This is a genomic window from Streptomyces roseifaciens (assembly GCF_001445655.1).
GTDB lineage: Bacteria > Actinomycetota > Actinomycetes > Streptomycetales > Streptomycetaceae > Streptomyces > Streptomyces aureoversilis.
This window is the reverse complement of the sequence record NZ_LNBE01000004.1, coordinates 1,791,315-1,808,876: the sequence shown is the minus strand read 5'-3', so window position 1 is coordinate 1,808,876 and position 17,562 is coordinate 1,791,315. Positions and strand designations below refer to the sequence as shown.

The 17,562-nt window shown below is 68.9% G+C and carries 19 protein-coding genes, 1 tRNA gene and 1 pseudogene; 4 read left to right on the top strand and 17 right to left on the bottom strand.

Annotated features, from left to right (window positions below):
• The first annotated feature begins 69 nt into the window (after positions 1 to 69).
• Positions 70 to 996: a metallophosphoesterase gene (locus AS857_RS25280; RefSeq protein ID WP_058047043.1), complete on the top strand. Its 927-nt coding sequence runs from the start codon at positions 70 to 72 to the stop codon at positions 994 to 996.
• Between the two features lie 133 nt (positions 997 to 1,129).
• Positions 1,130 to 1,203 (top strand) — tRNA-Pro (locus tag AS857_RS25275).
• Positions 1,204 to 1,280: 77 nt separating this feature from the next.
• Here AS857_RS25275 and AS857_RS25270 read toward each other — a convergent pair.
• The 16 genes from AS857_RS25270 to AS857_RS25200 all read right to left on the bottom strand — a co-directional run bounded on the left by AS857_RS25270 (position 1,281) and on the right by AS857_RS25200 (position 14,456).
• A complete protein-coding gene (locus tag AS857_RS25270; RefSeq protein WP_173864803.1) occupies positions 1,281 to 2,483 on the bottom strand; it encodes a site-specific integrase in 1,203 nt (400 codons plus the stop codon).
• Positions 2,480 to 2,794 (bottom strand): helix-turn-helix domain-containing protein, encoded by a 315-nt coding sequence (locus tag AS857_RS25265; RefSeq protein WP_245700464.1) that lies wholly within the window; start codon positions 2,792 to 2,794, stop codon positions 2,480 to 2,482. The genes AS857_RS25270 and AS857_RS25265 overlap by 4 nt, the downstream gene beginning before the upstream one ends.
• 442 nt (positions 2,795 to 3,236) lie before the next feature.
• Positions 3,237 to 4,712, bottom strand: coding sequence for a hypothetical protein (locus tag AS857_RS25260; RefSeq protein WP_058045534.1), 1,476 nt, complete (start codon positions 4,710 to 4,712; stop codon positions 3,237 to 3,239).
• Between the two features lie 2 nt (positions 4,713 to 4,714).
• Complete coding sequence (locus AS857_RS25255; protein WP_058045533.1) at positions 4,715 to 5,545, bottom strand: bifunctional DNA primase/polymerase; 831 nt, start codon at positions 5,543 to 5,545, stop codon at positions 4,715 to 4,717.
• Positions 5,542 to 6,267 carry a DNA cytosine methyltransferase gene (locus AS857_RS25250; RefSeq protein ID WP_058045532.1) on the bottom strand — a complete coding sequence of 242 codons (726 nt, stop codon included), beginning with the start codon at positions 6,265 to 6,267 and terminating at the stop codon, positions 5,542 to 5,544. Before AS857_RS25250 ends, AS857_RS25255 begins: the two co-directional genes overlap by 4 nt.
• Before the next feature lie 90 nt (positions 6,268 to 6,357).
• Positions 6,358 to 6,840, bottom strand: coding sequence for a hypothetical protein (locus AS857_RS25245; protein ID WP_058045531.1), 483 nt, complete (start codon positions 6,838 to 6,840; stop codon positions 6,358 to 6,360).
• A gap of 16 nt (positions 6,841 to 6,856) precedes the next feature.
• The gene (locus AS857_RS25240) at positions 6,857 to 7,321 is read right to left on the bottom strand and encodes a hypothetical protein (RefSeq protein WP_058045530.1); all 465 of its coding nucleotides are present in this window, start codon (positions 7,319 to 7,321) and stop codon (positions 6,857 to 6,859) included.
• Between the two features lie 204 nt (positions 7,322 to 7,525).
• Positions 7,526 to 9,643: a cell division protein FtsK gene (locus AS857_RS25235; RefSeq protein WP_058045529.1), complete on the bottom strand. Its 2,118-nt coding sequence runs from the start codon at positions 9,641 to 9,643 to the stop codon at positions 7,526 to 7,528.
• Between the two features lie 150 nt (positions 9,644 to 9,793).
• Complete coding sequence (locus AS857_RS38050; protein WP_173864802.1) at positions 9,794 to 9,964, bottom strand: pRL2-8; 171 nt, start codon at positions 9,962 to 9,964, stop codon at positions 9,794 to 9,796.
• A gap of 2 nt (positions 9,965 to 9,966) precedes the next feature.
• Positions 9,967 to 10,293, bottom strand: a complete 327-nt coding sequence (locus AS857_RS25230; protein WP_058045528.1) for a hypothetical protein — start codon at positions 10,291 to 10,293, stop codon at positions 9,967 to 9,969.
• Between the two features lie 50 nt (positions 10,294 to 10,343).
• Positions 10,344 to 11,471 carry a hypothetical protein gene (locus AS857_RS25225; RefSeq protein WP_058047041.1) on the bottom strand — a complete coding sequence of 376 codons (1,128 nt, stop codon included), beginning with the start codon at positions 11,469 to 11,471 and terminating at the stop codon, positions 10,344 to 10,346.
• Entirely contained in the window at positions 11,471 to 12,121 is a 651-nt protein-coding gene (locus AS857_RS25220; protein WP_058045527.1) for a GGDEF domain-containing protein, read from the bottom strand. The genes AS857_RS25225 and AS857_RS25220 overlap by 1 nt, the downstream gene beginning before the upstream one ends.
• A complete protein-coding gene (locus AS857_RS25215) occupies positions 12,118 to 12,408 on the bottom strand; it encodes a hypothetical protein (protein WP_058047040.1) in 291 nt (96 codons plus the stop codon). The genes AS857_RS25220 and AS857_RS25215 overlap by 4 nt, the downstream gene beginning before the upstream one ends.
• Before the next feature lie 94 nt (positions 12,409 to 12,502).
• Positions 12,503 to 12,949: a DUF3307 domain-containing protein gene (locus AS857_RS25210; RefSeq protein WP_058045526.1), complete on the bottom strand. Its 447-nt coding sequence runs from the start codon at positions 12,947 to 12,949 to the stop codon at positions 12,503 to 12,505.
• A 97-nt stretch (positions 12,950 to 13,046) separates the two neighbouring features.
• Positions 13,047 to 13,292 carry a hypothetical protein gene (locus tag AS857_RS25205; RefSeq protein WP_058045525.1) on the bottom strand — a complete coding sequence of 82 codons (246 nt, stop codon included), beginning with the start codon at positions 13,290 to 13,292 and terminating at the stop codon, positions 13,047 to 13,049.
• 396 nt (positions 13,293 to 13,688) lie between these two features.
• Positions 13,689 to 14,456: a GntR family transcriptional regulator gene (locus AS857_RS25200; protein ID WP_058045524.1), complete on the bottom strand. Its 768-nt coding sequence runs from the start codon at positions 14,454 to 14,456 to the stop codon at positions 13,689 to 13,691.
• Positions 14,457 to 14,508: 52 nt separating this feature from the next.
• Between AS857_RS25200 and AS857_RS25195 the strand changes: the two genes are divergently transcribed.
• Positions 14,509 to 14,970: an NUDIX hydrolase gene (locus AS857_RS25195; RefSeq protein WP_058045523.1), complete on the top strand. Its 462-nt coding sequence runs from the start codon at positions 14,509 to 14,511 to the stop codon at positions 14,968 to 14,970.
• A gap of 157 nt (positions 14,971 to 15,127) precedes the next feature.
• The gene (locus AS857_RS39675) at positions 15,128 to 15,658 is read left to right on the top strand and encodes a hypothetical protein (RefSeq protein ID WP_144440893.1); all 531 of its coding nucleotides are present in this window, start codon (positions 15,128 to 15,130) and stop codon (positions 15,656 to 15,658) included.
• 961 nt (positions 15,659 to 16,619) lie between these two features.
• On the opposite strand, the pseudogene AS857_RS25190 reads toward AS857_RS39675, so the two are convergent.
• Positions 16,620 to 17,558, bottom strand: a pseudogene (locus tag AS857_RS25190) (hydroxyacid dehydrogenase); the annotation flags it as partial.
• Positions 17,559 to 17,562 lie beyond the last annotated feature (4 nt).

Sequence of the window (17,562 nt, the reverse complement as noted above, 5' to 3'; positions counted from 1 at the left end):
TCCGAGCCGTCCGGAAGATATCCACAGCCCGTGACAGGGCGAAGCCGGCGGTCTGCGACCATGTACCCCATGCGCGCTCGATACGGAGTACCCCTGGGAATCGCGGCGGTCGGCGCAGCCGGCCTCGCCTACGCCGCCGGCTTCGAGGTCCGGTCCTTCCGGCTGCGGCGGGTGACGGTGCCCGTGCTGCCGGCCGGGATGCGGCCGCTGCGGGTGCTCCAGGTCTCCGACATCCACATGGTCTCCGGGCAGCGCAAGAAGCAGCGCTGGCTGCAGTCCCTCGCCGGGCTCCGCCCGGACTTCGTGATCAACACCGGCGACAACCTCTCCGACCCGGAGGGCGTGCCCGAGACGCTCGACGCCCTGGGCCCGCTGATGGAGTTCCCGGGCGCCTACGTCTTCGGCTCGAACGACTACTACGGCCCCAAGCTGCGCAACCCCGCCCGCTATCTGCTGGAGCGGGCGAGCGGCAAGCACGGGCTGAACGGCAACGCCCCGGCGGTCGGCGCGATCCACAACCCCTGGGAGGAGCTGCGCGACGGCTTCGACTCCGCGGGCTGGGTCAACCTCACCAACACCCGCGGCGCCCTCAAGGTCGCCGGCTACGACATCGCCCTCACCGGCCTCGACGACCCGCACATCAAGCGCGACCGGTACGCGGAGGTGACCGGCGGCCCCCGCGAGGACGCCGACTTCTCCCTGGCCGTCGTCCACGCCCCCTACCTGCGGGTGCTCGACGCCTTCACCGCCGACCGCTATCCGCTGATCCTCGCCGGGCACACGCACGGCGGCCAGCTGTGCATCCCCTTCTACGGGGCACTGGTCACCAACTGCGACATCGACCCCGAACGGGTCAAGGGCCTCTCCACCCACAAGGCCGGCGGCCACCGCTCCTACCTGCACGTTTCCGCAGGCTGCGGCACGAACCGCTACACCCCGGTCCGCTTCGCCTGCCCCCCCGAGGCCACGCTCCTCACCCTGACCCCGCGCGCCTGACACCCCCGGGCGGCCCCCTCCGGGCCGCCCACCTGCGGCTCCCCCGGAATCGGATTTCACCTCTGGGCTCCGGTCCGCTAAAGTAGAGCTCGTTGCTCCGGGGGCCTGCGAAAAGCAGGAACCGGCCGCACATCGGGGTGTAGCGCAGCTTGGCAGCGCGCTTCGTTCGGGACGAAGAGGTCGTGGGTTCAAATCCCGCCACCCCGACAGCTAAGTAGCAGGCCAGAGGGCCGGTACTGATCCAGTACCGGCCCTCTGGTTTTTATGCGTGACTAACTGCGTGACTAGCGTCTCATCCCGGGTTCCGTGCCGAAGATCCCGTCCATGGCGACCGCGCCGGTCTGGATCACCGGACGGATCTGTTTCCGGTAGACCTCCTCCGTCACCGCCGTACTGGAGTGACCGGCCAACCGTGAGATCTCTTCGATCGGGATCCCCTGGTCCGACAAGATCGAGATGAAGGACGTGCGCGTCTCTCGGGTCGTCCACTCATCGGGCCGGAACTCGTGAAGCCTGGCGTCGGCCCCCAGCGCCTGTGCGGCCTGCGCGAGGATCTTGCGGAACTCGCGGCGCACGTTCGCGGCGTCCAGCTCCGTACCCACGGCCGACGTGAAGACGAGTCCGGTCTCCTGCCACCGGTCGCCGGCTGCCAGGCGCTGCCACCCTTGACGCTCGCGCTGGATCTTCAGTGCGTCGATAGCCCGGCCGGGCAGCGCGAGCGTACGGCGGGACTTCTTCGTCTTGGTATCCCCCGAGCTGCGGACCGACCGCCACACCGCGATGTGCGGCGGGACCTCCGGGGACGCGTCGGGGTCCCCTTCGAGGTCGACGTGATCCCACCGGAGGGGGCGCATCTCTTCCGTGCGGCCACCGGTGAGGAGCGAGACGACGACGTAGGCGTAGAGCGGGAAGTCCTCCGCAGCGGCCAGTACGGCCTCCGCCTGTTTGAGGGTCAGCGACTTTGACGGCCGTCCCGGGCGGCCGGCGGGGATCGCGCACAGCTCCACGACGTTGCGCTTCACCTTGTCCCGCGCCATGGCTCGCTTCACGGCGCGGTTCAGGCACGAACGAATCGCCTCAAGGGACCGGGTACTCAGCACCTTGGCCTTGAGCGCGAGCCATTTGTCCACGTCGTCGGCACTGAGATCACGAAGCTTCCTCGCCCCCAGCGCGGGGATGACGTGGGTGTTGCACAGGATGGTGTTGGTCTTGATGGTCTGTGGGTCTCGTCCGGCGAGTCCATACGCGAGCCAGTCCGTCACCGCGTCCTTGACCGTATAGCCGGTGGGCGCGATGGCGAGGCCGTCCTCATAGTCCCGCAGCACTTCCTTCAGCTTGTCCTTGGCTGCGGTCTTGGTCTTACCGCTGGCGCGCTTGACGATCCTCTTGCCGGCGGGGTCGAACCCCAGACTCGCCGTGGCGATCCAGCGTTGCCGCTTGGCGTCCCAGTGCAGGCCACCGTCTCCTCTGCCGCGGCGCTTGGTCACTTCTGTTCTCCTGCCTCGCGCTCCAGCAGCGCGGCGTACTCGTGGATGGCGGATGCGGGGATGAGCCGGGCGCGCCCTTCCTTGACGGCGCGGAGACGGCCGGTGCGTATCAGGCCGTAGATGACCGTCCGGCTCAGGTTCAGGGCACGTTCGGCGTCCGGGATCTTGTAGAAGAGGGGCTCGACCGTCGTGGCCCGCTCCGAGGAGGCGAGTGTCATGGCATCTCCGTAGGGGTGGAGGGAGCCGCAGAAACCGTCGATCTGGCCCTGACCTGCGGCAAGGGGAGCAGTGGCGATGTCAGCCGTCTCCATGCAGAGATTCCCTTCGGTCGGGGCGGGCTGTCCGAGGTGCGGGATTCTGCGTCACTGCGTCTTCGGCGTCATTCACGTCCCTGACCTGCGGTTTTAAGTGACATAGAGGTTTTGGGGTGCGTCGCGTGGTGACACTGGCTTTCGTCACGCAGACGACGCGGGTGACGTGGGGTGACGCAGCCGCGGCCGTCCTGCGTCACCCCTGTAGCGGCAGGTCAGGGGCCGGTTTCTACCACGGGTGACGCGAGTGACGCAGCGTCTCTTCTCTTAGGAAAAAGAGGAGGGTGGGTGTCTGTTGTTTGTGCGCCTCAAGGCGTGAAGAAGGAGCCGCTTCGCGGCGCGACCATCGGGCGGTGGCCGCGGCCACCGAACAGCAAGAAGAGCACCCCGGGCGTGGTGCGGGGCGGTGCTCTTCTTGCTTGTCCCGGTTGTGGTTCGCCGGTCAGAGCATCGGTTCTTGCTGATGTGGCGGCGGGGTCGGGCGTCGGGTCATCTCGATGTAGCGGGCCTGGCTGGTACGGCCCCAGTCGATCAGGACGCCCCGAGCGGCAAGGGTCGGCTGCAGGCGCTTGAGGCGGTCGGAGAGGACTTTGCCCGTGGTGGGCCATCCCTTGGGCAGGGAACGGCAGTCGTCCCCCGTGTACAGACCGGTGAGGCAGTGCAGCCACTCGGAAGACGTCATCCGCGTCGGATCGCCCGCGGTGAGGCCGGCGGCATGCTTGAGCACGGTCTGCGCGAGGAGGTCGCCCTCAATGACGTCGTCGTTGAGGTCGTCCAGGCTGGCCCGGTAGGCGTTGAGGGCGCCAAGACCAGTCGCCGCGTCGAGCTGCGCGCACAGGTGCGCGAAGTCGGCCATCCGGAGATCGGTGGGGATGTCTGCTTCGGCGGCCCGGACCTTGACCGTGAGGTCGAGAACGGAGCCGAGGATCACGGGCAGTGCCTCTTCGAAGTCGCGCCACAGTTCGGCCTCGGTCCGCCGGACACCGGGGCGTTCCAGGCGGAGCGGGAGGAGGCGTTCGGCGAGGTCGGGTCGGATGACGCCCACGTCGATGCCGGTCAGCAGCAGGGGGCGGCGGTAGCGGGCGCGGACGACGTCGCCATCGGTGTACAGGGCGCGCTTGATGGTCTCGGCTCCGGTGACGATGCAGCACATGAGGTCGGACAGGTCCGGAGCCAGGTGGGAGAGGTTGTCCAGGGCAGTGACCCATCCGGCCGCCACGGCCGCGATCAGGTTCTCCTCGTCCTTCGGGGCGCGCCGCAGGTCCCCGCTCATGCCCTCGATGATCCGCACGAGCATCCGCCCGCCGGTGGACTTGCCCGCCCCCTGCGGGCCGGTCAGGAAAGGAGCAGGGACGGGCACCGACGGCCCGAGGCAGCCGATGAGCCAAGCGATGGCCAGGCATTCGGTCTGCGCGTTGGCGAAGTTGCACAGCCTCAGCAGCAGATCGATGCCCTTGCCGTCGGTGTCCTTGACCGGCAGGGGAAGTTCCCCTGTGAGCTGCGTGCGCCGCCAGCAGACCTCGCGCGGGTCGGGGGTGAGGATGTCCCAGCCGTCCGAGCGGATACGGACCGACTGCCCGTCGCCGCGCCCCAGGTCGAGCCACGTCGCGCCGTCGAATCCCGGTGCGACACGGATGTGAACGGGCTGTACGTCCTGGGTCATCGCCAGTGCCTCGATCAAGTCCAACGCCTCCTTGAGGGCTGTTCCGTTGAAGACGCCGTAACCGTCGCGGAAAAGGCCGATCATGAGTTCCTGCCGGTGGCTGCCCGAGGTGCCCTGTGAGCGGATCGGACGCGCCACGGGGTGGCCGTTTCTCTGCGCGAATACGGTCCCGTCGGCGGTACGGAAGTACCGGAAGTGTGCTTGCGCGTAATCGGTGATGATCTCGCGGGCCGGTGTCTTGTCGCCGTCGGCCATGGTCACAGTCCCAGCCTGGTGCGGGCGTTGGTCCACGCGTCGGTGCAGTGCCGGGGCGACTCCCCCTTGGTCTGAGCGGCGGCGAACAGCCTCGCGATGTGCTCGTCGGTGAGGCAGCCGCACCGGCCATGGGCGGAAAGTACGGCGAGGAAGGTCCGGTACACGGTGGCGTGGACCGCGCTGCGGGCCTCCGTGATGCGCTGCTCGGCCATGGCGATGCCACGCTCCAGATAGGCGGGCGTGCGGTGCCGGCACTCCCCGCCCCCGGCCAGCGCGGGCACGGTCACGACAGGCCGGGCCGCGGAGGGCTTCTTCACGACCAGCGCGCGCACGGCGCCGGGAAGATCGGTCATGGTGCCGGTTCCGGGGCCGAGCCACCGGGCGTAGGACATGAGCGACTTGATGTCGACGTCAGGTCGAACCGCGTTGGACGACGACATGGTGCCGCGGTAGATCCAGTGTTCGCCGCGGGTCGTCTGCACGGTCCGGGTTGCGGGCAGGGTCTCGCGGGCCCACGCGACGGCCGCGGCGTTGTCGAGGTCCACCACGGTCAGCCCGGCCCCGCCGGGGTGGTAGGCGACGGCCGCCGCCTCACGCCATGCGGACGCCCACGCTGGCGAGGCGAGGACGCAGGGGTCGGTGGTGGCTGCGGCCCAGGCGTGGCAGACGCTGGTGCACTCGCAGGAACCCGGGTTCTTCATGTTCGGTCGGCCGCCGCAGGCGTTTTTGGCGCACGCGCGGCAGTTGCCGAACGGCACCTTGCCCACACGCAGGGGCAGCACAGGCACGCCGGCCGCCGCGAGGTCCAGCGCAGTGCGCAGGGGCTCGGTCATGCCGCGGCCCTCCCTTCGGTGGTGAGGAACTGGGCGCCGATCCACTGGGAGTAGGCCGGGGGGATCGCCTCGATCAGCTCTTCCCGGACGTCCGTCCAGTCGATGCCCATCGCGGCCTGCAGTTCCGCCACGCTGGGCTTACCTCCGCCGTTGCCGTAGGCGGCGACGTACGGGCCGTCGTAGAGCCGGCCGTGGCGGTAGCCGCGCACCCGCCCCCGATGCGCCAAATGCTCCGGCCGCGGCGCCGACCAGCGGCCGAGTTCGAAGTTGCGGTGCCGGATCACCCCGAGTCCGAACATCTCCCCGTACAGGGTGAGGTCTTTGCGGATCTCGGCACGGCCGTTGGGCTGCTCGATCACATACGGCAGCCCGGTCTCATCGAGCAGGGCGCGAGTGGGCGCCACAAGGTCTTCGTGGCGGCCGCCCCATCCCCGTGAGCGGTTGGTGCCCACGGTCAGGGAGCACTTGTCCTGGCAGGGCGGGGAGGCATGCACCAGGGTGTACGCGGCGATCTCGCCAGTGCTGATCAGGGTGGCGAGTCGGTCGAGCGCGTCGCCGCGGTGGTAGGGGAAGGGGTAGTTCGGCCGGTCGGCGATGTCCACGCCGTCGACCACGAACCCGGCACGGGCGTAGCCCATGCCTGCGCCGCCGGCGCAGCAGAACAGATCCAGCACCCGCGGCAGGGGCCGGGCGGGTCGCGGAATCGGTATCGGTTGGGCCATGCTTGAGCTCTCCTGTTCCTCTGTCGGGATGGGAAGACCGAGGGCGGCGGGCTGTTCCTTGTCCGGGAGTGCCGCCGCCCTCGGGTACAGCTACTGGTTCTTGGCCCAGCGGGCGTATTCCTGACGGACGTAGCCACGCGGGTCCCTCTCAGCCCTCTCCGCAAGGTGCCGGTCAAGGCGGTCGGAGTCGAGCAGGAAGATTGCCGCCGCGTGCGCGTCCTCGCTGACCTCGCCGAACGGCGGAGCGGGCTCGTCAACGAGCGCGATGCGGTCAAGTAGCGCGGCCCTGCGCAGGTAGTAGTCCCGGTCCAGTTCGGTGAAGGACTCGGCGCCGGCGATCGTGGCCGTCGTCCAGCCGATCTCGCTGGTGATGCTCGGCGCGAGCGCGTACGCCTCCTCCGGCGCGGGCCAGGGTTCGAGGGCGGGACGGTGGTCGGCGCTGGCGTAGAGGCGGTTTCGCTTGCCGTCCCGGGTGGGGTGGACGCTCACGGTGCCGACCTCGAAGGTGCTGTCCAGCGCGGCGACGATGCGGTCGGTGTCGGCCGGATCGCAGATGACGCGGATCTCGAACATGGGTGGTGGTCTCCTGTCAGCCGTGGAAGTGGTTGCGCTTGAAGATGGCCTTGCGGATGTTGACCGTGGTCCCGCCGCCGTGACGGTTCGCGCTGAAGAGCTGCACGGCGATCCAGCCGCCGAAGATGACGGCGGCGAGGATGATCAGCTGGGTGATGAGCGCGGTCAGGGCGGTGATGAACGCGGTGAGCAGGAGCAGCCCGCCGCAGACGGCGAGGAATCCGACGCCTCCGAGGGCGATGTTCACCGCGGTGCGGGAGACGGTCGGCTTGGCCGCGACCGGTGCGGGCTTGGCAGGTTCGAGGGCGTAGCCGGTGACGACGCGGCCGTCCGGCAGGACGATGCTCGCCACCGCCGGGACGCTGCCCGGCTGCACGGGCATGAGCGGCGCGGGCGTCGCCGCAGCGGGGGTGATGGGGGTCGGTTGGTGGACTTCCACGGCCCGTGCAGCGGGCGCGCGGCCGTCGTGTTCGGGGTACATGCGGAATCCCTTCCTGGGAGGGGCCAGGGAGGCGAAGACACCCCCTACCGGGAGGCTTATGGAGGGGGTTTCAGGGGTGCTGACCTGCACGCCTCCCTGCCTCCCTGATGGATCATTTGCCCTGGTCAGAGCCAGGGAGGCAAGTCAGGGAAAGGTTCAGGGAGTTCTCCCTGTCTCCCTGACCTGCGCGGGACGGCGCTCCCTCTATCCGACGGCAGAAGCGGAATCCGTCTCCGGGCGATTGGCGAGGGCGCGCAGGATGCGGTCACGGCCGACGACCATGCGGCCGTCGGACTTGTAGGGCTCGGCTCCGGTGCCGTCCAAGACGCGCTTGAGGTCCACGAACGTCCAGTCCCCGTAGGCGTCCTCGTCCAGCGCGGTGAGGCGCTTGAGGACGTCTTGGGTGAGCAGCCGCGGGGCGTCGCCGATGACGGTGGCGATGTCGGCGAGCGGGTCGTGTTCCTCGCCCCGCTCGATGACATGCAGCGTGGCCACCCCGTCCCGCAGCGCTTTCGCCCGCTCGGCGATCTTGGTGGCTGTGTCGGTGTCGATGTAGTGCGTGCGCACCGTGACGGAGGACTGGCCAGCCGGGATGGCGATGCCGTCGGACGCGACGACGAGCGTGCCCTTGTCCAGGCCGGGGCGCAGCAGGTTGGGTGCAGCGCCGCCGTCTACGGCCTTGTCGCCCAGCGCCATGCGGGCCTGCGATTCGGTGCCCAGCGCGAGCGAAGCGCGGGTGTGTGCACCCTCGCGAACCAGCTTGGGGAGGTTCTGGTCGGTGGGGTCCTGCGTGCCCTGCCACAGCAGCACATTCACCGCACGCCCCTGATTGTGGATCTTCCGGGCGCCCATGAAGTAGCGCGAGGTGGCCTTGCTGCCGCCGTACGGCCGCTTGTCCGCGTCGACCAGCGGGCACATGAATGCCACCTGCGCCTCATCAACCAGCAGAACCAGCAGCGGGAATGCAGTGCCGGCCGGCGCCGTCAGACGACGTTCCATCTCCCGCACACCGCCTTCAACCATCTCGGTCGCTTCGATCACGTGCTCATCGGTCGGTCCCTGGATGAGCACCGTGGCGAGCCCCTCGAACATGGCCCAGTCCCCCGCGCCCTTGAGGTCGGCGAGGCGGAACTCCACTGTGCGGTCGAGTGCCAGCCACAGCGCGAGGGCCCGCAGTGCGGCGGTCTTGCCCTGGTTGGACAAGCCGGTGATGAGCAGGTGCCGCTGGTACAGGCTCAGGGCTGCCGCGTCGCCGCGCAGGTCCTGCCCCCACGGAGCCTTGCCGTTCTTGTAGTCGGCGGTCAGGGTGTCGTCGGTGGTCAGCGGGGACGGGCCGATCGGCTCATCCAGCGCGCCGGAGTCCGAGACCCACAGCCGCACGGTGCGGGCGGCCGGCGGGATGGTGATGAACACCTCGTGCTCGTGCCGCGACAGGTTCTCCGCAAGCTTCCGGCGCCGCTTCTGGATCTCATCCGTGGACACCCCAGACGGCAGGGTGACGTCCACCTCGACGCCGCATCCGGCGATCACGATCGGGGACAGCATCGAGGCACCGACGTCGCCCATCTCGTCAATCGCCTTACGCAGCGCGGGAACCCCCACGTCCCGCAGGGCTTTGACGACGATCGAGGGGGTGATGGGCTCGCCCTCGCCGCTACGGACGCGGGCGGGAAGAGCCCACTGCGGTGCGGCCTGCTGATGCCGGCCGACGGCCCACAGGCCGAGCAGGGCCAGGAACGGGCCGAGGGTGATCAGCGGCCCCCACACCACCTGGACGACGGTGATGAGCAGACGGATGAACTCGATCACCGCCATCAAAGGCGTGATCACGTCGGTGATGTCCTTGTTGGCGATGGCCAGCACCACCCCGAGGGCGACCAGCGAACCAATGCCCATCCCCGTGCCGACCAGGGCGCCCCTGGCCGCGTCGACCGGGGAGTGGAGCAGGTCCATGCGGCGTCGGTGACGGGCCTCGCGGTAGCGCTGCCCGCGCTCCTCCCACTCCGCGGCCACCTCGTAGTTCCCGGCCGCCTCAGCAGCGCGGAGCATGCGTTCGTAGCGGGCGGCGGTCCGCCCGTCCCAGGTACGGCGGGCCACGATCCGGGCCCCTCCGGCGACGTAGAGACTGTGCCGGGCCACCACGCGGACAGCGGTCTTGGTGTGCTCGTGCGTGACGGCGGCCTTGAGGGCGTGGCCGGAGCGCACCCACAGCGGCACGGGCGCCGGCGGCTCGGGGTCGGGGACCACGGTCAGCGTGGTCACGGCCGCCGTGTCGGCCGGCGGTTCGGTGTCCTTGTGTAGGCGTACAACGTTCTCGCTCATGCCGAAGCTCTCCTGACTGCCCCGATCGGGGTGGGAGGTAAGGGAAGGTGCCGGGGTGGCCGGGCCCCATACCGGGGACAGCCACCCCAGCAGCCGGGGCGTGCAATGCCGCGCCTCAGGTGGCGGGAAGGGCGCGCGACGGGCCTGCGCTCACCACCAGCTCGACTTCTTCTTGGGCACGATGTTCGGGCAACCGTTGCGCATGTGGTCCACGCACTGCAGGCAGTCCACTCGCGGGCCGAGGTGGCGGTGTACGCGAGGATCGTGGGCGTGCTGCCAGCACTGCGGGCACTCACCCGGAGGCGTGTCCACGCGAGCCATGGTCACCACCACCCCGACGACTTCTTGGCCGTCTTGGCGGCCTTCTCCTTGGCCGCCTCGCGTACGAGCCGCTGCCGCTCGATCTGCAGTGCGGTGAGTTCCGCGATGAGCCGGGTCTCAGCCGCGCTCCAGGCTGTCTCCAACCGTTGATCGGCGCGGGCGGTGCTCTTGCCGCGGATGGTCTTGTACGAGCCGCCGGCCAGAGCGGCGAGCACGGCACGGCGCTCGGGGCCGGACAGCGGCCACATCTCGCGTTCCCGGACGGCGCTGAGCCGGCGGGTGGCCTCTTGGATCACGCGGTCCAGGCGACGGGTATCGGGCTTGGCCACGGGTCACCCCCTCCTCGGGGATTCGAAGTGGTCGGCGAGCGTCAGCCGGCTCATGCGGCCGACGCTCCGGCGTCATCGCTGGCGTCGCGCTGAGCGCGTTCGGCGAGGAGGGCATCTCGCAGCTTCCGCGCGTTGGCCGGCGAAGTGTGGAGCGCGCGGCGGATCCCCTCGCCGGTGACGTGCCCGTCCGGCCAGTCGGCTACCGCGGCGCGCGCCTCCTCAAGCAGCTGCTCCGCCGTGCGGTTCGGGCGGGGGGAGCGTGCCGCGTCGGGGACTCGACCGGTCGCCCGCCGGGTCCGGGAAGAGTCCGCTGCTATCACCTGGCTCTTGGTCGACTCCACCGGCGGCCGATCGGCTTTCACCGAATCGACCGGTGCGCTCGCCGGGAGGGGCTTGAGCTGAGGAGGCGATTTCATGAAGTCGACCGGCGCTGGATCGGGCACCGGCAGCCGCGTCAGCACGACCGGCTCCGGAGTCGATTCCTGCAGCTCAGCCGTAGACCGTTTCCTCCCGGCATCAGTAGATTCCTCCGTGTTTGCGATCCCGGAGAACATGGCGGACAGGGCGGAGTCCGCGCCAATCGTCACCCGATCGCGCTGGACGTCCAGCAGCCTCGATCCGAGGGCGACGTCTCCAGCACCGACCTTGCGAGCGAGGCGCCACGACTTCCGCTCGGAACGCTTCTGGACTCGACCGTCGGGATGGTTGGCAGCACGGGCCCGGTGGTACGCGAGGGCCTGGACGACGGCGGCGGCTTTGCGTTCGGCCTCGGCGTCACGGCCGTCGGTGTGAACGACGATGCGCCGCGCGAGGAACGCCATTCCCTCCGCGGACGCGCACATACCCATCGGGGTCACGGCGTAGATGACGATCCGGCCGCCGTCGGGACCCGCCATCGCAGCCATGACCGCAGCCGCGGCGGGAAGAGCCCACAACCCCGCCCGGACCGGCCACGGAGAGGACTGCCCCAGCATCGTCAGACCCAGCAGAACGAGAGCCAGAACGGCGGTTGCACCCTCGCCGGCCGCGACCGCACCCAACGCCGTGCCCTGCCCGTAGACGCTGCTGATGTTGCTGAACGTGCCGATGCCGCCCGCAGCGCCGGTGGCCAGCATCGGCGCGAACGCGCACCCGAGCACGGCCTTCTGCACCTTCGACAGAGGCGTACGCGCAGCCATCACACAGCCCCCCTTCCAGCAGCGGTGCCGCCGCGCCGGGACCTGCAGCCGGGTGCGGTGAGGCTTACGGGTGCGGAGCCGTCTGCGAGGCACCACCCGCCCCCGTTGCGCTTGGCCGCGTACATGGCGTCATCCGCGCGCCGTAACGCCAGCGGCAGGGAGGGAAGGGCCAGTTCGGCGGTGAAGCACGCGCCGATCGACGCGCCGACAGCGAGGGTCTGCCCCTGGTAGGCGAACGGGGCGGTGATCTCGCCGTGCAGACCACCCAGCAGCCACGGGAGGACTGCGGGGCCCTGCGCCGGGACGACGGCGGCGAACTCGTCTCCGCCGAGACGGGCCACAAGGCTTCCCCGGCGGTACACGAGCGCATCGTTCAGGCTCGCAGCGGTGAAGCGGATCGCTTCGTCCCCCGCGGCGTGCCCGAAGGTGTCGTTGAGCTTCTTGAAGCCGTCCAGGTCGACCAGCAGGACGACGTGCGGGCCGCGGGCCACCGCCCGTGCGGCACGCCGCTCGAACGCGGCCCGTGTGGGCAGGCCGGAGAGCGGGTCCCGGCGGGCGGCACCCAGACGGCGCCACGTCCACATGCCGTGAACAGCCCATCCGGCAGCGAGCGGTCCGGCTCCGGCGAGGGCGGTGACGAGGTCGCTCATGCCGCTTCCCCCGCCTCCGGGCGGCGGTCGCGAGCGGCGCGCAGGAACGGGACGGTACGGGTGAGCGCGTCGGCGTACAGGGCGTCCCACGCGGCGATCTCGTCACCGGCGGCGGCCGCCTCGCGCAGGTCGGCGAGGATGTCACGGGCCGCGTCCTCGCGGGCCGCCCGCTCTTCGGGCGTCTCCAGTTCCAGCGGACCGCGGAACAAGTCGACGTCGATACCGAGGGCCAGTTCTGCGAACTCCTGATCGCCGCGGGCGTCCTGGCCGGCGACGAAGGTGCGCATGCACATGGTGGGCTTCTCCTCCTGGTGCGTCGGGAAGCGCGGGGCGGTCGGCTGTCCTTGTCCGGGAGTGCGACCGCCCCGCGAAGAACGGGCGTCAGACGGTGGCGACGATGAGCGCGGCGACCAGCAGCCACAGGTGGTGGAAGGACTGGTCGAGCGCGTAGGCGCCGGTGCCGATGTGCGGGTTGTCGTCGTGGCCGGCGCGCGGGGCGCCCAGCCGGTAGAACTCGCCCTTGCCGGTCACCTTGGCCAGCCACGCGAGCGTGCTGCGGCGGTCAGCCCACCAGTGCGAGGCCGCGTCAATGCCCAGCCCGGCAACGATGCCGAGCGGCGACAGCGGTAACCCCAGCAGCACGGCGACCAGGAGCAGCACGGCGAGCTTGGTGAGCGTCAGGGTAAGGACGTGCCGGGTGTCCGCGAGACGGCCGGCCCACCCGGGGCGCCCCTTGTTCAGGGACTGATGCGAGGACTGAACCCAGTGGTCACCCACGCTGTGAGCGACGTACAGAGCGACGAAAACAGCGGCGAAAACGGCAGCCATGACGGCGGTACCCCTTGAAGTCGGCGGCGGGAGCGAAAGGCCCGGGGCGGCCGACCAGCTCGGGTCGGCCGCCCCGGGGAGGAGCGCGGGGTCCGTGTCAGCGCTTGCGCTGGGCCCGCATCATGGCGTCGAAGGCATCCTGCGGGTCGCTGTAGCGGGTGTGGGTCGACCCGTCGGCGTTGGTCACGCGCTCGTTGCCGTTCTTGTCGGTGACGACCTTGATGGTCTTGCCGCCCTGGCTGGAGACGGTGGTCGTCGTGCCGTCCGCGTGGTGGGTGTGCTGGTGCTGGCCACCGTGGACGGTGCCGGTGGTCACGAACCCCGTGATGACGCGCTTAGCCATGTCAGTGCCCTCCGAAATGGATGGTCCGGACTGTCCAGCTCCCCTCAACCCCGCCCGTACAGCGCAGAAGGCGCCGGACGGGCGGAGGAGGCAACCGGCCGCAGCACTGAGCGCCGCGGAAGGGTGGGTTGCGCTGCTCATCCCGCCGGGGTTGACCCGGCGGGACCGCCTACTTGGCTGAGGAGAGGCGGCGTGATCCCCATGCAGTTGTCAATGAACAGCCGGAGCGGGGCCCGCAGCGCACCGCGAGCTATCCCGACCCAGTCCAGGGCAGAACAGTCGAACTCCTGCACTCATGTAGAGGAGTGACAGGTAAGAGAGTGGCGCACTCCTGCACATGAGTCAACCCGTCGCGCCAAGTCGGCGGCGACGGGTTGCGGACGTGCTGGGAGGCGCCTAATCGCCTGCAGGGATGCGGTAGTCGAGAACGAACTGGTCAGCCGCCATGATCGTGTCGCAGACCTCGACCACGCGGCCCGCCTCCGACTCGGCATTCCGGGTCAGATGGATGATGGGGGACCCAGGGCTGAGGCTCAGGGCAACCGTCTCCTGCTTCGTCGCGAGGCGCACGCGGACGGTTTCCGCGAGTTCCTTCAACCGGTGGCCGTGCTCCTCCAGTCGGGCGTAGATGCCGCCGCCCCCGGGATTCTCCTCGAAGAGCTCCGGGATGTCCTTGGCCACATCCCACGGCAGGTACGAGGTGGCTTCCTCGGTTGGGATGCCGTCGCTGAAGTAGAGCCGACGGCGCGCGAGCACCTTTGCGCCAGCGGGGACCGCCAGCCGCTCTGCGATCTCCGCCGGCGCCTCGACGGGCCCCACGTAGAGCACTCGGACGCTGGCGGTACTCCCTGCCTGCTCAGCCTCCGCCAGGTAGGCAGCCTTGCCTGCCAGGCGGTGAGACCGCCGGAAGCGATCTGACGACTTCCGACGTACAGGAGGGCGGTTCCTCACGTAGGAGCCCTTGCCGTGGTGCGTCTCGATCAGCCCGGTCGCCCGCAGCTCCGTCATAGCTTTGCGCACGGTGCCCTGCGCCACCGCGTACCGGTCCATGAGATCGGCTTCACTGGGTACCTGCTCGCCTGGCGCCAGAACCTTGGTCCTGATCTGCTGGGCGAGGTCGTCAGCGATCTGCAGATACCGCGGCTTGCCGGAGTCTCTCGACATTGCACTCACGCCCCCGGGCCTCCTAAAGACCTCTAGACCTAAACTCCTCTACATGAGTAACGCTACCGGGAAGGACTCAATAGTGGCGCTGCACTCGGTCTCCGTCGCCGGCATCGTCGTACGCGAGGACGGCCGCGTCCTCGCGATCCGCCGGGCGGACAACGGCACGTGGGAGCCTCCGGGTGGCGTCCTGGAGCTGGAGGAGCAGCCGGAGGCCGGCGTCATCCGCGAGGTCTTGGAAGAGACGGGCATCCGCGTCTCGGTGGAGCGCCTGACTGGGATCTACAAGAACATGAGCCGGGGCGTTGTGGCGCTCGTCTTCCGGTGCCGGCCGGAAGAAGGCATGGAGCGGACATCGAGCGAGTCGACAGCCGTGGAGTGGTTGACGCCTGAGGAAGTCGAGAAATGGATGGGAGAGGTCTACGCCGTGCGCGTGCTGGACGCCCTGGACACCACGACACCCATGCCTCACGTACGCGCTCACGACGGTCACCACCTGCTCGAATCCGCCTAAGCGCGACCTATAGGACTGACAACCCAGCAACCGGCGATATCGGCAAGCACTCACGCCCACTGTGGCGACAGAGAGCGGTGCCCGTCTCCCAGGAGAGCACCAGTCGCACCTCCCAAAGTCGCTGACATAGTGCCACAACTGGCTCTAGGGTGCACCCATGAGTTCGCGCAGAACATCATTCCCGGGCAGATACATATGGCTACCCCTCAAGGTAATCCAGTCCTATTCGAGACTCGGGGAGCGATATTGGGAGAGAAATGACGAGGCAAACCATTTCATAGTCGACGTGGCCATCTTTCTCGCATTATTGGCGTCACCCCCTAAGGGAATGAGGCGCACGCGACAAGATATCCTCGACGGTCTCACACTCGTCAGCGAAGCAAAAGTACTTATCGAGTTCATCGAGGAAGGCCTTCTACGGAACTCGCGCAAGCGTGGGATCACATTTCGGGAAATCGCGGATGCGATGGGCATGAGAAGTCGCCAAGCCGCAGAGCAGCGGTTCTTACGCCTCGCCGGAGGCTCCAGCGAGGCGGAGCGCACTTTCATGAACCGGAGAAGGCAAAATCGATTCGGGTATGTGGTCGATACCCAGCATCGACTGAACAACCACTCCGAGAACTTGGCACTTGCCTTCCGGATACTACGGATGGAACAAGCTACCTCGGACGATCCAAGGGACGCGTAGCCATCCGTGCAGCACGGGCCTCGACGGCACGCTGCCACACAAGAAGCACGCCAGTCAACGCTGTCATTTGCTCTGCACTCACAAAGCGCGAGCAGATAACCAGGAGCCCGAGCTGACAGTACTGCCCCTCCCCCGCCGCAGCTGCGGCTTGAATTAAGCGACGACGAATCGAACCTGCGATCTTCTGCACTGAAACCCCCTTCGGAATCTGATGCAAATAGGCTGCCAAACCTTCCCGCCACGCCTCGCGTCACAGTAAAAAGTTATCCTGTACCGAGAACGCCCAAGGGGCCGCGAAAGGCAAGGTCACGAGCTCTCGCCAGCCGATCCGAGCCTCTGCGTGCGTCAACGAATAGTTGACCGCTCTTACATGTGGCCCCCAGCCCAGCCCGCCGAAGGCTCCCCGGAGGAGCCGTCTCAGTTTCCGTCTCATTCAGCTCAGTGCATCGTCGCTCATAGCCGTACACGCCGCTGCCTTGCGGTGGCCTGAAGAGAGCCCTGAACGCCTACGAACATCCCCGAACAGGACACCCACCTGCGCCAACAGACTTGGAAAGCGTGTTGGAGGCAACCCCTCTTGCTGCGTGTCTAACTGCGTGACAACGCCGACGCACAACGGCGAACAACCACGTACGCTGGCGGACCCTCGTAGCAGGCGAGAGGCGCGGCGTCCCGAGATCGGGCACCCACCCGAGTTGCTTCGGGACGAAGAGGTCGTGGGTTCAAATCCCGCCACCCCGACTTCGGAAACAGCAGGTCAGGCCTGGTTTCTCTCGCTGAGGGAAATCGGGCCTGGCCTGTTTTTGGTGTGCCTGGACGGCCTGGTGGTGGTCCGGGACACATTCGTGCGTACGACGGGTGGGGCCGTTCTCCTCCTATAAGGAGAGCGGCCCCACCCGTCGTGCCTACGTGTTCCGGGCTCTCAGCTGCCCACGGCCGCGAAGGGGCGGGGCTCCGGAGTGTTGACCGCGTCCGGGACCGGGGTGCCCGTCAGGGCCTGGATCACTGATTTCGCCACCTGGGTTCCCGCCTTCTCCTGGGCCTCGTGGGTGGAGGCGCCCAGGTGGGGGGTGGCCACCACGTTGTCCAGGGTGAGGAGGGGGGAGTCGACGGGGGGCTCGGTCTCGAAGACGTCCAGGGCCGCGCCCGCGATGCGGCCGGCGCGGAGGGCGTCGGCCAGGGCGGGCTCGTCGATGATCCCGCCGCGGGCGACGTTGACGAAGTACGCGGTGGGCTTGGCCTTCGCCAGTTCGTCCTTGCCGATGAGGCCGATCGTCTCGGGCGTCCTGGGCAGGTGGACCGTGACGAAGTCGGCGCGGGTGAGGAGGTCGTCGAGGCCGGTCGTCTCGATGCCGAGCTCCGCCGCGCGCGCGGGCGTCACGTAGGGGTCGTAGGCAACGATCTTCATGCCGAACGCCGTCATTCGCTCGGCCACCAGCGCGCCGATGCGGCCCAGGCCCACGATGCCGAGCACCTTTCCCGAGAGCTCGGTGCCCGTGAAGCGGCTGCGCTCCCAGGATCCCTGCTTCAGGGAGTGGCCGGCCTGCGGAACGTTGCGGGCGGCCGCCAGGAGCAGGGCGCAGGTCAGCTCGGCGGCGCTGACGATGTTGGCGGTGGGCGTGTTGACCACGAGGACGCCGGCGCGGGTCGCCGCGTCGACGTCGACGTTGTCGAGGCCGACGCCCGCCCGGCCGATGACCTTGAGACGGGTTCCGGCCGCGATGACCTCGGCGTCGGCGCGGGTGCCGCTGCGGACGAGCAGGGCGTCGGCGTCCCGGACGGCCGCCAGGAGGGCGGCGCGGTCCGTGCCGTCGCAGTGGCGGATCTCGACCCCTTCGCCCAGGGCGTCGACTGCTGCGGGTGAGAGCGGGTCGGCTATCAGCACAACGGGGTGGGTCATGAGC

What these genes read in the sequence shown, in the direction of transcription:
- AS857_RS25280 (WP_058047043.1), top strand. Translation starts at nt 70, where the DNA reads ATGCGCGCTCGATACGGAGTACCCCTGGGAATCGCGGCGGTCGGCGCA.
- AS857_RS25265 (WP_245700464.1), bottom strand. Translation starts at nt 2,794, where the DNA reads ATGGAGACGGCTGACATCGCCACTGCTCCCCTTGCCGCAGGTCAGGGC.
- AS857_RS25260 (WP_058045534.1), bottom strand. Translation starts at nt 4,712, where the DNA reads ATGGCCGACGGCGACAAGACACCGGCCCGCGAGATCATCACCGATTAC.
- AS857_RS25255 (WP_058045533.1), bottom strand. Translation starts at nt 5,545, where the DNA reads ATGACCGAGCCCCTGCGCACTGCGCTGGACCTCGCGGCGGCCGGCGTG.
- AS857_RS25250 (WP_058045532.1), bottom strand. Translation starts at nt 6,267, where the DNA reads ATGGCCCAACCGATACCGATTCCGCGACCCGCCCGGCCCCTGCCGCGG.
- AS857_RS25245 (WP_058045531.1), bottom strand. Translation starts at nt 6,840, where the DNA reads ATGTTCGAGATCCGCGTCATCTGCGATCCGGCCGACACCGACCGCATC.
- AS857_RS25240 (WP_058045530.1), bottom strand. Translation starts at nt 7,321, where the DNA reads ATGTACCCCGAACACGACGGCCGCGCGCCCGCTGCACGGGCCGTGGAA.
- AS857_RS25235 (WP_058045529.1), bottom strand. Translation starts at nt 9,643, where the DNA reads ATGAGCGAGAACGTTGTACGCCTACACAAGGACACCGAACCGCCGGCC.
- AS857_RS38050 (WP_173864802.1), bottom strand. Translation starts at nt 9,964, where the DNA reads ATGGCTCGCGTGGACACGCCTCCGGGTGAGTGCCCGCAGTGCTGGCAG.
- AS857_RS25225 (WP_058047041.1), bottom strand. Translation starts at nt 11,471, where the DNA reads ATGGCTGCGCGTACGCCTCTGTCGAAGGTGCAGAAGGCCGTGCTCGGG.
- AS857_RS25220 (WP_058045527.1), bottom strand. Translation starts at nt 12,121, where the DNA reads ATGAGCGACCTCGTCACCGCCCTCGCCGGAGCCGGACCGCTCGCTGCC.
- AS857_RS25215 (WP_058047040.1), bottom strand. Translation starts at nt 12,408, where the DNA reads ATGCGCACCTTCGTCGCCGGCCAGGACGCCCGCGGCGATCAGGAGTTC.
- AS857_RS25210 (WP_058045526.1), bottom strand. Translation starts at nt 12,949, where the DNA reads ATGGCTGCCGTTTTCGCCGCTGTTTTCGTCGCTCTGTACGTCGCTCAC.
- AS857_RS25205 (WP_058045525.1), bottom strand. Translation starts at nt 13,292, where the DNA reads ATGGCTAAGCGCGTCATCACGGGGTTCGTGACCACCGGCACCGTCCAC.
- AS857_RS25200 (WP_058045524.1), bottom strand. Translation starts at nt 14,456, where the DNA reads ATGTCGAGAGACTCCGGCAAGCCGCGGTATCTGCAGATCGCTGACGAC.
- AS857_RS25195 (WP_058045523.1), top strand. Translation starts at nt 14,509, where the DNA reads ATGAGTAACGCTACCGGGAAGGACTCAATAGTGGCGCTGCACTCGGTC.
- AS857_RS39675 (WP_144440893.1), top strand. Translation starts at nt 15,128, where the DNA reads ATGAGTTCGCGCAGAACATCATTCCCGGGCAGATACATATGGCTACCC.